10 protein-coding genes and 1 pseudogene are annotated in these 12,928 nt (G+C 71.2%); 7 read left to right on the plus strand and 4 right to left on the minus strand.

What is annotated here, in order from left to right; all coding sequences use genetic code 11:
- Positions 1–343 precede the first annotated feature (343 nt).
- The 3 genes and pseudogenes from ACIOJD_RS27000 to ACIOJD_RS27010 form a co-directional block, all read left to right on the plus strand.
- Positions 344–649 (plus strand): annotated as a pseudogene (locus ACIOJD_RS27000) (hypothetical protein); the annotation flags it as partial.
- Between the two features lie 44 nt (positions 650–693).
- Entirely contained in the window at positions 694–1,452 is a 759-nt protein-coding gene (locus tag ACIOJD_RS27005; protein WP_401918836.1) for an enoyl-CoA hydratase family protein, read from the plus strand.
- Entirely contained in the window at positions 1,440–2,048 is a 609-nt protein-coding gene (locus ACIOJD_RS27010) for a TetR/AcrR family transcriptional regulator (RefSeq protein WP_401918246.1), read from the plus strand. Before ACIOJD_RS27005 ends, ACIOJD_RS27010 begins: the two co-directional genes overlap by 13 nt.
- Positions 2,049–2,093: 45 nt before the next feature.
- Here the strand turns inward: ACIOJD_RS27010 and ACIOJD_RS27015 are convergent, their stop codons facing one another.
- On the minus strand, positions 2,094–3,200 hold the full coding sequence (locus ACIOJD_RS27015; protein WP_401918248.1) for a citrate synthase 2: 1,107 nt from the start codon (positions 3,198–3,200) through the stop codon (positions 2,094–2,096).
- A 346-nt stretch (positions 3,201–3,546) separates the two neighbouring features.
- Between ACIOJD_RS27015 and pdxH the strand changes: the two genes are divergently transcribed.
- Complete coding sequence (gene pdxH, locus ACIOJD_RS27020) at positions 3,547–4,179, plus strand: pyridoxamine 5'-phosphate oxidase (RefSeq protein WP_401918838.1); 633 nt, start codon at positions 3,547–3,549, stop codon at positions 4,177–4,179.
- A 577-nt stretch (positions 4,180–4,756) separates the two neighbouring features.
- Positions 4,757–6,325 (plus strand): PAS domain-containing protein, encoded by a 1,569-nt coding sequence (locus tag ACIOJD_RS27025; RefSeq protein ID WP_401918250.1) that lies wholly within the window; start codon positions 4,757–4,759, stop codon positions 6,323–6,325.
- A 179-nt stretch (positions 6,326–6,504) separates the two neighbouring features.
- On the opposite strand, the gene ACIOJD_RS27030 is transcribed toward ACIOJD_RS27025, so the two are convergent.
- The 3 genes from ACIOJD_RS27030 to ACIOJD_RS27040 all read right to left on the minus strand — a co-directional run bounded on the left by ACIOJD_RS27030 (position 6,505) and on the right by ACIOJD_RS27040 (position 10,388).
- Positions 6,505–8,037, minus strand: coding sequence for a SulP family inorganic anion transporter (locus tag ACIOJD_RS27030; RefSeq protein WP_401918251.1), 1,533 nt, complete (start codon positions 8,035–8,037; stop codon positions 6,505–6,507).
- Between the two features lie 72 nt (positions 8,038–8,109).
- Positions 8,110–8,694, minus strand: a complete 585-nt coding sequence (locus ACIOJD_RS27035; RefSeq protein WP_401918253.1) for a carbonic anhydrase — start codon at positions 8,692–8,694, stop codon at positions 8,110–8,112.
- A gap of 935 nt (positions 8,695–9,629) precedes the next feature.
- Positions 9,630–10,388, minus strand: a complete 759-nt coding sequence (locus tag ACIOJD_RS27040; protein WP_401918254.1) for an SIS domain-containing protein — start codon at positions 10,386–10,388, stop codon at positions 9,630–9,632.
- 247 nt (positions 10,389–10,635) lie between these two features.
- On the opposite strand from ACIOJD_RS27040, the gene ACIOJD_RS27045 reads away from it, so the two are divergent.
- On the plus strand, positions 10,636–11,328 hold the full coding sequence (locus tag ACIOJD_RS27045; protein ID WP_401918256.1) for a metal-dependent transcriptional regulator: 693 nt from the start codon (positions 10,636–10,638) through the stop codon (positions 11,326–11,328).
- Positions 11,329–11,946: 618 nt separating this feature from the next.
- Positions 11,947–12,837 carry an alpha/beta fold hydrolase gene (locus tag ACIOJD_RS27050; protein ID WP_401918257.1) on the plus strand — a complete coding sequence of 297 codons (891 nt, stop codon included), beginning with the start codon at positions 11,947–11,949 and terminating at the stop codon, positions 12,835–12,837.
- Positions 12,838–12,928: the final 91 nt, after the last annotated feature.

Below are 12,928 nucleotides of genomic sequence, written 5' to 3' on the forward strand. Positions count from 1 at the left end.
CGGGCCCCGGCCGTCTCCCTCCCCCGTGGGAGATGACCGGGGCCTCCTCATGTCTTCGGGAGAAGCGCAGTGTCGTAGTGCTGCACGTCCCGGCGGGTGATTGACCTGAAACTCGTCATGTTGTCGCTGGAGAGCGCCATTCGACGCGACGGATATCGGTTATCGGCCTGTTGCCTATGGCGAGGGCACTCCGGGAAATGCGAATGGGCGATCATCGACCCTGCCGACGTAGCTCTACCAGCTGCACTGGATCAGGCCGGGCCACTCTTCAGAGGACTGGTTGGACTTCCGGAGCCGTTCAGTGTTCTACGGCTTCCAGAAACAGAGATGCGGCCCCCGCGACCTGCTCACGCACGAGTCCATCGCGGACGCGGCGGTGATCGGCGTCCGTGACGCGAACGGCGACGAGGTGCCGAAGGCATACATTGTTCGACAGTCCGACGCGTTGGGCACGGTGAGCCCGTCCCGTACGGAGGCGCTCACCGAGGATGACGTGATGACGTTCGTCGCCGAGCGCGTCGCTCCATACAAGAAGGTCCGACGGGTCGAATTCATTGGCGGTGTGCCCCGCGCCGCCTCGGGCAAGATCCTCAGACGTGAGCTGCGGGACCGTGAACGGCGGGACCGCGAAAGGGAGAAGAAGACGTGACGCATCCCGCCGGCGGCCCCGCGAGCGACCCAGCGAAGGACCGGGTGACGCCTCCGCCGACGCCCCCGCCGCCGCTGGTCACGACCGCGTACGAGCGGGGCATCGCCACCCTGACCCTGGACTCGCCGGCCAACCGCAACGCCCTGTCGGCGCGGCTCGTCGGCACCCTGCGCGACGCCCTCACCGCGTGCGCCGAGGACCCCTCCGTACGCGCCGTCGTCCTCACCCACACCGGCACCACCTTCAGCGCGGGCGCCGACCTCAAGGCACCGGCGAGCCCGTACACCTTCGTCGCCCTGATGCGGCAGATCGTCGAACTGCCCAAGCCGGTCGTCGCCCGCGTCAGTGGCCATGTCCGGGCGGGCGGGCTCGGGCTGCTCGGCGCCTGTGACATCGCCATCGCGGACCGTGGTTCCGACTTCGCGTTCACGGAGGTACGGATCGGAGTCGCCCCGGCCGTGATCGCGCTGCCGCTCCTGGCCCGCGTCGAACCGCGCGCGGCGGCCCGCTACTACCTCACAGGAGAGGTCTTCGACGCGGCGCGCGCCGCCGCCGCCGGGCTGATCACCGAGGCCGCCGACGACGTGGACGCCGCGCTCGCGCCCGTACTGGACGGGCTGCGCAGAGCCTCGCCCCAGGGGCTCGCGGAATCCAAGAAGCTGCTGACGGTCGGGGTGCTGGACGCCTTCGACCGGTACGCCGAGGACGCCGTCCAGCGCTCCGCGTCGCTCTTCATGTCGGCACAGGCCCGCGAGGGCATCACGGCGTTCCTCGAACGACGGGACGCCTCATGGGTGCTGTGAACCCGGGGCCCGCGCGCGGCGCCGCGCCCCAGCAGGACCGCAGCCGCGCCACCCGCCGACGGCTGCTGGAGGCCGCCGTGGCCTGCCTCGCCGAGTACGGCTGGGCAGGCTCCACGGTCTCCGTCGTCGCCGAGCGGGCCGGTGTCTCGCGCGGCGCGGCCCAGCACCACTTCCCGACGCGCGAGGACCTGTTCACCGCCGCCGTCGAATACGTCGCCGAGGAACGGTCGTCCGCACTGCGCGCCCTGGTCCCGGCCGGCCCCGCGCACCGCCGGGAGGCGGTGGAGGGGATCGTGGACCTCTTCATCGGCCCGCTGTTCCGCGCCGCGCTGCACCTGTGGGTGGCGGCCTCCGACGAGGATCAACTACGGCCCCGGGTAACCGAGTTGGAGTCCCGCGTCGGCCGTGAGTCGCACCGGATCGCGGTGGAGCTGCTGGGCGCCGACGAATCCGTACCGGGGGTGCGCGAAACCGTCCAGGGGCTGCTCGACATGGCGCGGGGGCTGGGCCTGGCGACGCTGCTGACGGACGACAGGGCGCGGCGGGACCGGGTGGTGGCGCAGTGGTCGCTGATCCTGGACCGGGTACTGGGCTGACCCGGACGTACGAAGCCGCAACACGCCCCGCCCCGGGCCCCCGCCCTACCCCTCGCCGAATCCCTCGATCTCCCGCGGCTCCCGCGCCCCCGGCCCCACATAACGCGCCGAAGGCCGCACCAGCCGGCCCGTCCGCTTCTGCTCCAGGATGTGCGCCGACCAGCCGGCCGTACGGGCACAGGTGAACATCGACGTGAACATGTGCGCCGGGACCTCCGCGAAGTCCAGCATGATCGCCGCCCAGAACTCCACGTTCGTCGCCAGCACCCGGTCGGGCCGCCGCGCGTGCAGCTCCGCCAGCGCGGCCTTCTCCAGGGCCTGAGCCACCTCGAACCGGGGCGCGGCCAGTTCCTTCGCCGTACGCCGCAGGACCCGCGCCCGCGGGTCCTCGGCCCGGTAGACCCGGTGGCCGAAGCCCATCAGCCGCTCGCCCTTGTCCAGGGCCCGCTTGACGTACCCGGACGCGTCGCCCGTGCGCTCGATCTCCTCGATCATGCCGAGGACCCGCGAGGGCGCGCCGCCGTGCAGCGGTCCCGACATCGCGCCGACCGCGCCGGACAGGGCCGCCGCCACGTCCGCGCCGGTGGAGGCGATGACGCGGGCCGCGAACGTGGACGCGTTCATGCCGTGCTCGGCGGCCGAGGTCCAGTACGCGTCGACGGCCCGCACATGCTTCGGGTCCGGGTCCCCGCGCCAGCGCGTCATGAAGCGCTCGACCACCGAGTCCGCCTTGTCGATCTCGCGCTGCGGAACCATCGGCCGGCCCTGCCCGCGGGCCGACTGGGCGACGTACGACAGGGCCATCACCGCGGCCCGCGCCAGATTGTCGCGGGCCGTGCGCTCATCGATGTCGAGAAGCGGCTTCAGGCCCCAGACGGGCGCCAGCATGGCCAGCGCGGACTGCACATCGACCCGGATGTCACCGGAGTGGACCGGGATGGGGAAGGGCTCGGCCGGTGGCAGACCGGGTTCGAACGCCCCGTCGACCAGCAGACCCCACACCTGCCCGAAGGACACCTGCCCGACCAGATCCTCGATGTCGACGCCGCGGTAGCGGAGCGAGCCGCCCTCCTTGTCCGGTTCGGCGATCTCCGTCTCGAAGGCGACGACTCCTTCGAGTCCGGGGACAAAGGAGGTGTCGAAGTCGGACATCAGGCGGCTCCTCATGATGGCGGCGACGTGCTTCGGCGTACGCGTGTCTCGGTGTGTGCGGTCTCGTCGGGCGGGGCTGATCCCAAAGGCAGGAACGATAGCCCCGATGTACGGGGGCCACAGCGGCCCGTTCCAAGATTTTCGCGAGTTCCCCCGGTGCGGGGAAGCGTGATGACCGGCACACTTCCAGACTTTCCGCGCGGGGGATTAGCGGCGCTCGGCGCCGGGCAAACTCGGCCTGCGGCAGGATGTTCCCGTGCCTCACGAGACCCCGCACGAGACGCCGCAGCAGCCTCCGTACGAGCCGCCGTACGTCCCTCTTCAGCAGACTCTGGATCCCGCAGCCATGCGCGAGCAGTACCGCAGCACTCCGCTTCTGGAGTCGGATCTCGCCCCCACTCCGATGGATCAGTTCGCCCACTGGTTCAAGGACGTCGCGGCCTCCGGCCTCCACGAGCCGAACGCGATGGTGGTCTCGACGGCCACCCCCGAGGGCCGCCCGTCCTCCCGTACGGTCCTGCTGAAGCAGCACGACGACCGCGGCTTCGTCTTCTTCACGAACTACACGTCCCGCAAGGGCACCGAGATCGACGCGAACCCCTACGTCTCGCTGCTCTTCCCCTGGCACCCGCTGGCCCGCCAGGTCATCGTCACGGGCATGGCCGCCCGTATCGGCCGCGACGAGACGGCCGCGTACTTCCGCACCCGCCCCCACGGCTCCCAGCTCGGCGCCTGGGCCAGCGACCAGTCCGCCCCGATCGCCTCCCGCGAGGCCCTGCTCCGGCACTACGAGGAGCTGGCGGCCCGCTACCCGCAGGACGAGCAGGTGCCGGTGCCCCCGCAGTGGGGCGGCTACCGCGTCACCCCCCGGACGGTCGAGTTCTGGCAGGGCAACGCGAACCGGCTGCACGACCGGCTGCGGTACGTGAGTGACGAGAGCGACGGGAGTGTGTGGCGGGTGGAGCGGCTCTGCCCGTAGCGGCGGCGCGTCGCCCGAAGACACGGCGGGCGGTACGGGGAAAGCAGAACCCCGCAGGCTCGGGTTCCTCCGGGGAGGAGCCGGCCGGACGTACCGGCGAACCTGCGGGGCGGTGACTGCTTGGGATTTCGGCCGGCGGAGCCGGCACCGCACAGAGTGCGACGAACGGGCGCTAGCCCGCAGTCACCTCACGCGTCCGGATTGCATACATCTGCCGAACCACCTCCCTTCTTGTGTGCTCCACACACTAGGAACCCGTCCGGGGGCGTCACAAGTGATTTACGAGGATTTTGACGCCTGCCGGACCGGGCGGTGAAGATCGCGCCGGGCCGCCCGCGTACGCCGCCGATGTACGCCGCCCGCGCACACCGCTCGTGCGGCCGGAGCGGCCGGGGCCGACAATTGGACGTGCGGGCGGAGAACCTGCCGGAGACTGTTGGACGTGCGGGCGGAGAACCTGCCGGAGACTGTTGGACGTAACGATTTCGGGGAACCTTGTGTGTGCTGGGTCACGTTCGAGTTCAATGACCGGACGTGTGTCTGCACCAGGCGGAGACGCCCTTCAGGGGGTGCCAGGATGAGTGCTTCTCGGAGCGAGACCACCGATGTGCCCGGACCCGACGGACCGGAGCCCGATCCCGAGGCGGACACCGTGCCCGGGGCCGGCTCGGACGGTGTGCCCGGCGCGGAGCGGGACGGGCCCGGGGCGGATCTGCTCGCGGCGCTGCTCGACGGCATGGACGCCGCCCTGTTCGCCTTCGACGCGGGCGGGGTGATCACGCACTGGAACCGCGAGGCGGAGCGCATACTCGGCTGGTCCGCCGAGGAGGCCGTCGGACGGCAGGGCTTCGCCGGGTGGGCGGTACGGACCGCCGACGCGGACGAGGTGCAGGGCCGGCTGATGGCCGTGATGGGCGCCCCCGGGCGGCAGGTGGACGAGTTCGCGCTGCTGCGCAAGGACGGCGGCCGGGTGCTCCTGCGCACGCAGACCGCCAGGGTGCGCGGATCGGACGGCAAGCCAGCAGGGGTGTATTCCGCGTTCAGCGAGGTCCACGCGCAGATCGACCTGGAACGGACCATCGCGCTCAGCGAGGCGCTCTTCGAGGAGGCGTCCTGGGGCGTCGTCCTGGTCGATGTCGATCTGCGGCCGACCGTGATCAACGGGCAGGCGGCGAAGGCGTTCGGCTCCGGGCGTACGTCGGTACTGGGCCGCCCGCTGGCCGAGCTGCTCGTCCACGGCGTCGAGGAGCTGGAGGCCGCGCTCCACCACGTGCTCGCCGAAGGGGCGCCGACATCGCCCGCCGACCTGTGGGTGACGGTCCGTACGGCGGAGGGCGAGGAGCGCCGCTGCTGGCGCAGCGGCTTCCTGCGGCTGGCGTCCCCACTGGCGGAGGAGCCCGTGCCGCTGGGCGTGGGCTGGATGTTCCAGGACGTGACCGACGCGAAGCTGGCCGTGCGGGGAGCGGACCGGGTGCGCTTCCGCGCCGGCCAGCTGCACCGGGCGGGGCGGGCGGCCGCGGAGTGCGAGGACCCGATGGAGGCGGCGACGGTCCAGCTGGACTTCGCGCTGGCGGGATTCGCCGATCACGCCCTGATCGATGTGGTGCTGGAGGAGCGGGGGCGGCCGACGGGCGCGCGCCCATCGCGTTCCGACGGCGCGGCGGGCGGTACGGGCGCGGCCCCCTCGGGGCCGGATGCTCCGGTACGGCTGATACGTACGGTGGCGACCCCCACGGGCGGTGAATCGGGGCCGAGCGCGCCGGTCGAAGGGGGCGAGATCCCGGTGCGGTACGCGGCCGGGCATCCGGCGCTCCAGGCGATGGACCGTATCGGCTCGGTGCGCGCGAGCGCCCCCGCGGCGGCTGCCGCGCCGCCCGGGTCCGTCCCGTCGGGCGGCGCTCCGAGCGGAGCGCCCCGGTCCGGTTCCCTTCCGTCCTCGGCGTGGGCGGCCTCGCGCCAGTGGCCGCCGGACTCGGTGCACGCCCTGTGCACGGTGCTGCGCAGCCGGGGCCGGTCGCTGGGTGTGGTGACCTTCCTGCGCGGAGCGAGCCGGGGCCCGTTCGAGCGGCCGGACGCGGTGTACGCGGAGGAGGTCACGGGCCGTATAGCGGCGGCGCTGGATCTCGCCCGGACGGCGTCCGGCTGAACCGGATGCGCGTGGTCCGGGATGCGCGGGATCACGCGAAGCGCGTCCCGACGCGAGACGACGCCCGGCGACTTGATGCCGCCGGACGTCGTGTCGTACCGCTCAGTGCCTACAGCAGTGCCTCTGCCGTGCCTCCGCTGTACCCGGGGAGGTACGGCTCCGTGCCTCCCCGGGGAGCGTCAGGAAGCCCCGGCCTTGGTGCTGCTCTCCGTGCCCGCCGCAGCGGCCTCCGGCACCGCGGCCGCGAGCGGCGGCAGCATCTTGACCGGTTCCGTCTCCGCGTCGTTGTGGCGCAGCGCCCAGTTCTCCAGGGAGATGCGGCACGCGTGGTCGAGGTGGCGGAGGCCGGAGAGGTCCAGCTCGATGGGCTGGTCCTTCGGCAGCTCCTCCAGCTGTTCCATTATCCGGGGCAGCCGCAGGAACGTCGCGTTGCCCGTGACGGACACGACCATCCGGCCACCGGTCAGTTCGCGTACGTCGACGTGCAGGTGGGAGATCTCCCACGCCGTCTTGACCACCGCGAGCAGCAGTCCGAGGATCACACCCTCGAAGAGGTTCGTGACCAGGACGGCCACCGCCGTGATGGCGAGGATGATCGCCTCACCGCGGTGCTCACGCCACAGCGGCACGATGTCCTTGAAGGGCACCAGCTTGCAGCCGGCGTGCACCAGGACACCGGCGAGCGCCGCCAGCGGGATGATCCCGATCGCGGCGGGCAGCAGCGCGGCGAACAGCAGCAGCCACAGGCCGTGCAGGATCCGGGAGAGCGGAGTCCGGGCTCCCGCCTGGACATTGGCGGCACTGCGCACGATGACGGCGGTCATCGGCAGCGCGCCGAGCGCCCCGCAGATCGTGTTGCCCACGCCCTGCGCCATCAGTTCCTTGTTGTAGTCGGTGCGCGGACCGTCGTGCATACGGTCCACCGCCGCCGCGCTGAACAGGCTCTCCGCCGAGGCGATCAGGGTGAAGGCGAGCACGCTGCCGATCGCGGCCACGCTCGCCAGCTCGCCGAATTCGCCGAGGCCGGGCGGGCTGATCGATTCCAGCAGACCCTTGACCTCGACCTTGGCGATGGACAGGTCCAGCAGCATGGTCACACCGGTGGCGAGCGCCACCGCGGCCAGCGGACCGGGTACGACGCGGACCCGGGCCGGAAGCTTCGGCCACACCACGAGGACGGCGATGGTCCCGGCGCCGATGGCGAACGCGGTCAGCGCCGTGCTGTTCGTGAAGATGTCGCCGACCAGTCCGGGCAGTCCGGCGATCTTGCCGGGGCCGCCGGACGGCTGCGCGGTGTCGGCCATGGCGTACACCTGGCCGAGGACGAGCACCAGGCCGATGCCCGCCAGCATGCCCTGGACCACGGCGACCGAGATGGCACGGAACCAGCGGCCGAAGCCGAAGGCGCCGAGCGCGAGTTGGAGCAGGCCCGAGACGAGGACGATGGCGCCGAGCACGCCGAGGCCGAACTCCTGGACCGCGTCGTACACGAGCACGGTCAGACCGGCCGCGGGGCCACTGACCTGGAGCGAACTGCCGGGCAGGAAGCCCACGACGATTCCGCCGACTATGCCGGTGACCAGGCCGAGTTCGGCGGGTACACCGGAGGCCACCGCCACACCGACACAGAGTGGCAGGGCTACGAGAAAGACGACGAGGGACGCGAGTATGTCGCGCCTCAGGACGGTCTTGTCCTTCAACAAGGTGAACATGAGGGTTGGTTTTCCTAGCTGTGCGGTCCGCGTACGGACGGCCGACGGGGAGGACGCGCTGCTGAGTTGGTCTCAGAGCGGTCTGAACTCTCCGTCCAGCTCAGCTCGGTGGGTGCTGATGGAGCCGGTGTCCACCTCGTAGTACCAGGCGTGCAGGGAAAGGGTTCCCTCGGCCAGGCGCTCCTGGACCGCCGGGTACTCGCGGAGGGTGTCGAGCTGTGCCGCCGCGTGGTGGCGTACCGCGTGGGCGAGGCCGTTGTCGGACGGCAGCCCCGAGACTCCGTAGTCGAGCCAGCCGCGGACGGCGGGCAGCGTGGACAGGTCGGTGCCGTGCACGAGGGCGCCGACGGCGCCGCAGTGCGAGTGCCCGCAGACGATGATGTCGCGGATACCCAGCACGCGCAGCGCGTACTCGATGGTGGCGGTCTCGCCGCAGGGGCGGTCCTCGTCGTACCGGGGAACGATGTTGCCCGCCGTACGGAGTTCGAACAGCTCACCCGGACGTGCGCCGGTGATCAGGGACGGGATGACCCGGGAGTCCGAGCAGGTGATGAACAGCACCTCGGGCGCCTGGCCTGCTGCCAGCTCGCGGAACTCCTCGTGGCGCTCCGCCACCTGGGCGGAAAAGGAACGTGCGTTGTCGATGAGTGACTTCATGATGGCCTGCCTCCTGCACCCTCGGTCTGGCCGAGGCGCGGTGTGGTCGGGTCAGTGGGGGAGTTGTGACAGATGTTGCTGCGGTCGGTCTTGCTGTCGTGCCGTGTTTCGTCCTGCTGTGTTTCCGGTGCTGCGGTGCTGCGGTGGTGCGGAAGTAGAAGAGGTGGGAGAGGGCGGGACATCGGAGATGTCCGGGCGCTGAGCGGGCGTCACTTCCTGCCGGATCGCGGCAGTCGCGGGAGTCCCTGTACGACCGCCGGTCGGCCGGCCGTGCGATGGCCCGGAGGTCCGGGTCAGACGGCGGCTGTCCCGCGTCTGACGGTGGACTCGCGGTCCGCTCGGATTTTCACTGCTCGCCCTTTCCGTTCCGTCCTGCTCTGGTCCGGCCGTCCGCTGGTCATGCCTCTCGGCACGGACGGGCCGGTGTTCATCACCGCTTACAGCGCCGTTGAGGGCGCGGCAAGCCGCTTGCTTCGATGATGCCTCAACGCAGCCTCATCTACTTTGCCTCAACATTACCTTCCCATGAAAGATCAAAATTTCGCCAAGCGGGTCTTTCGTGACGCAAAGTAGTGCGTGGTGGAGGGCTGTGCGACCTGGGGCGCACGGAGGGCGGTCTTCGCAGCCTGCGGTGTTGCCCCTGAGGTTCCGGTCACCGACAGTCGCCTCGTGTGCGGCCCGTTACGTCAGTTAACGCGATTGAAATAAAAACCCTTTACCTCGGCCTTACTTATCAGGTCGAGTTCCGGTGCTGGTCCGAACCTGAAGATCGGGGCGAGCCGGAACCGAACGCGACACCGAACGCGAAACCGGTCCCGGTTCGGGGCGGGGCCGGATGCGAAACCGCCCCCGAGGGCTGGACCCGAGCCGAGCCCGCGACGGCTCGCGCTCTCGGCGATCGGGCGGTACTCACGAATGCGGCGGTACTCGCGCCCTCAGCGGTGGCGGTAGAAGATCCGGTCGCCGTTCTCGGTCATCACCCGGCGGTTCCACTCGGGCCCGCCGTCGACATTGCCCGACCGCAGCAACGGGGGCTCGATGCCGCGCTCGGCCAGCTCGCCCGCGGCGGCGGCCATCATCGCCTGCATCAGGGCACTGGTGACGACCGTCGAGGCGGGCGCGAACGGGGCCTCGATGCCGTCGGCCGTCAACTCCGCGTCCCCGACCGCGATCCCGCTGTCGAGCACGATGTCGCAGTGGTCCTTCAGATACGTCCCGGTGCGGTGGCGGGACCCGGTCCGCGTCGCGTACGCCACCGACGTCACGCCGATGACCTTCAGGCCCAGCTCCCGGGCGTGCATCGCCATCTCGACGGGCAGCGCGTTGCGTCCGGAGAGCGAGATGATCACCAGGATGTCCCCCGCGGCGGCGGGACTGGAGTCGAGCACGGCGCTCGCCAGCCCGTCGATCCGTTCCAGCGCGGAGCCGAGCGGGGCCGGCATGACGTCGACGCCCACCGCCCCGGGCACGGAGAGCAGGTTCATCACGGCGAACCCGCCGGCCCGGTAGACGACGTCCTGGGCGGCCAGCGAGGAGTGCCCGGCGCCGAAGGCGAAGAGCCTGCCGCCGGCGGCGACGGTGTCGGCGACCGCCGTACCGGCCGCCGCCACGTCCGCGGCCGCCTCGTCGCGTACGCGCTGGAGCAGGCCGATCGCGGCGTCGAAGAACTGACCGGCCAGCTTGCTCTCGCTCATCGAGGAGGGCCCTTCCAGGGAGAGAGGGAGATCCGGGGGTGGTGCGCGGCGTGGCGAGCGGGCGGCGGGCGGGTGGGGAATGTCCGTGCCGCGGATCACGTTGAGGTCCGGACCATTGCTCTGTCAATACCGTCGCCCGGCCGCTTCCCCGGCCCCGTCGCTTCGACCGGCTCCGGCACGGCACGGTTGTCACTGGTATGCGTCAGAATTGAGTCAGGGCCAGCGCACGATTTATCGAGGGGCACGAATGTCCGGACTGATCGACACGACGGAGATGTATCTCCGCACCATCCTCGAACTCGAAGAGGAAGGTGTGGTCCCGATGCGCGCCCGGATCGCGGAACGGCTGGACCAGAGCGGTCCGACGGTCAGCCAGACCGTGGCCCGGATGGAGCGGGACGGCCTGGTCCAGGTCGCGGGCGACCGGCATCTGGAGCTGACGGAGGAAGGGCGCCGACTGGCGACGCGTGTGATGCGCAAGCACCGGCTCGCCGAGTGCCTCCTGGTCGATGTGATCGGCCTGGAGTGGGAGCAGGTGCACGCGGAGGCGTGCCGCTGGGAGCACGTGATGAGCGAGGCGGTGGAGCGGCGCGTCCTCGAGCTGCTGCGCCACCCCACGGAGTCGCCGTACGGAAACCCGATCCCGGGTCTGGAGGAGCTGGGGGAGAAGGCGGAGGCCGACCCGTTCCTCGACGCGGGGATGGTGAGCCTGGCCGAGCTGGATCCGGGCACCGAGGGCAAGACCGTGGTGGTCCGGCGGATCGGCGAGCCGATCCAGACCGACGCCCAGCTGATGTACACGCTGCGGCGCGCGGGCGTGCAGCCCGGGTCCGTGGTGAGCGTGACGGAGTCTCCCGGCGGGGTGCTGGTCGGGAGCAGTGGCGAGGCGGCTGAGCTCCAGTCCGAGGTCGCGTCGCACGTCTTCGTGGCCAAGCGCTGAGGCACGGTTGATCCAAGGGCGCGGGGGCGCCGGGGAGAGCCCCGGCGCCCCCGCACCTCGTAGGTCCCCCCGGCTCACGCGCTCCTGGCCCGGGGGAACTATTTCCGGCCGTAACAGCAGCGGTGGGATGGATCACATGCAAGGCTGTCGCCGAGGCATATGACCTGAGGGTGTCGGCCGGGGGCCCGGTCCCGCCGGTCGGGGAGGGAGCAGGGTTGTGCGCCTGTGCCGGTGTGCGCTCCAGCTGTCGCGCCCGACGCGCGGCCGGTATGCCCCGGCACCCGGCCGGTACGCCCTGAGCGGGAAAGGTCCCGGGAGCGGGGAGGGCCCCGGCGCCTTCCGGCACCGGAGCCCGTCCTCCCCCGTACTGACCCGGAGCCCCGAGCTCCCAGGGTCAATCCCTACGGACCGTCATCCCCGAGCGGCCCGCCTCCCGGAGAAGATCTCCCCCTGGCCGCGCCCGGCAATCCTTGGGCACGGTCACTCGAACGAGCGGAGTTGTAGGCCGGAAACACATTATCGAACGGGGGTTCGATAGTCTGGCGTGGCCGGGCGAACCGGAACCAGGCCACTGCGGAATCCGATCGACCACTCAGGACCGAAGGGGGTGCCGGACACATGGGGCAACGCATCGATGTGACCGGGGCGGACGGCGTACGCCTCGCCGCCTGGGAGTTTGCCGATCCGCCCGAGCGGCGGGGGCGGCCGGAGGAGACCGGGGAGGCGGGGGAGGCCGAGCGGGCCTCCGGCGTGCTGCTGCTCCATGGGCTGATGGGCCGCGCCTCGCACTGGGCCGCCACGGCGCGCTGGCTCTCCGAGCGGCATCGCGCGATCGCGCTCGACCAGCGGGGCCACGGCCGCAGTGACAAGCCCCCGGAGGGGCCGTTCACGCGCGAGTCGTACGTGTCCGACGCGGAGACCACGATCGAACAGCTCGGGCTGGCGCCCGTGACGCTCATCGGCCACTCCATGGGCGCGCTCACCGCCTGGCAGCTCGCCGCGCGGCGCCCCGATCTGGTCCGGGCCCTGATCATCTGCGACATGCGCGCCTCGGCCCTGGGCGCGGCGTCCCAGCGGGAGTGGGAGGACTGGTTCCGCACCTGGCCCGTCCCGTTCGCGTCGCTCGCCGATGTACGGAAATGGTTCGGCGAGGACGATCCCTGGGTGGAGCGCCCCACCCCCGTGCGCGGCGAGTTCTTCGCCGAGGTCATGGCGGAGCGCGCGGACGGCTGGCGGCCCGTCTTCTCGCGCCGTCAGATGCTGACGTCGCGGGCGACCTGGGTCTACGACGCGCACTGGGAGGAGCTGGCCCAGGTCCAGTGCCCCACCCTGGTGGTCCGGGGGCTGGACGGCGAGCTGGGCCGCGCGGAGGCCCAGGAGATGGTCAGGGTGCTCCCGCGAGGGCAGTACGCGGAGGTGACGGACGCGGGGCACCTGGTCCACTACGACCGGCCGGAAGCCCTGAGGACGGCGATAGAGCCGTTCCTGGACGGTGTCCTGACTCCGTGAGGGACCGACGGCTGCGGGTCGGTCCCGGGACTACGGTCCTCCTTCGGCCCGCAGCGGCCCTCACCCGCTTCGGCCCGCAGCGGCCCTCATC

Origin of the sequence: Streptomyces sp. NPDC088116, from assembly GCF_044741745.1 — a bacterium.
GTDB lineage: Bacteria > Actinomycetota > Actinomycetes > Streptomycetales > Streptomycetaceae > Streptomyces.

Bases quoted from the DNA above. Each gene is read 5' to 3' on its own strand.
- pdxH (WP_401918838.1), top strand. From the start codon at position 3,547: ATGCGCGAGCAGTACCGCAGCACTCCGCTTCTGGAGTCGGATCTCGCC.
- ACIOJD_RS27010 (WP_401918246.1), top strand. From the start codon at position 1,440: ATGGGTGCTGTGAACCCGGGGCCCGCGCGCGGCGCCGCGCCCCAGCAG.
- ACIOJD_RS27045 (WP_401918256.1), top strand. From the start codon at position 10,636: ATGTCCGGACTGATCGACACGACGGAGATGTATCTCCGCACCATCCTC.
- ACIOJD_RS27050 (WP_401918257.1), top strand. From the start codon at position 11,947: ATGGGGCAACGCATCGATGTGACCGGGGCGGACGGCGTACGCCTCGCC.
- ACIOJD_RS27030 (WP_401918251.1), bottom strand. From the start codon at position 8,037: ATGTTCACCTTGTTGAAGGACAAGACCGTCCTGAGGCGCGACATACTC.
- ACIOJD_RS27035 (WP_401918253.1), bottom strand. From the start codon at position 8,694: ATGAAGTCACTCATCGACAACGCACGTTCCTTTTCCGCCCAGGTGGCG.
- ACIOJD_RS27025 (WP_401918250.1), top strand. From the start codon at position 4,757: ATGAGTGCTTCTCGGAGCGAGACCACCGATGTGCCCGGACCCGACGGA.
- ACIOJD_RS27015 (WP_401918248.1), bottom strand. From the start codon at position 3,200: ATGTCCGACTTCGACACCTCCTTTGTCCCCGGACTCGAAGGAGTCGTC.
- ACIOJD_RS27040 (WP_401918254.1), bottom strand. From the start codon at position 10,388: ATGAGCGAGAGCAAGCTGGCCGGTCAGTTCTTCGACGCCGCGATCGGC.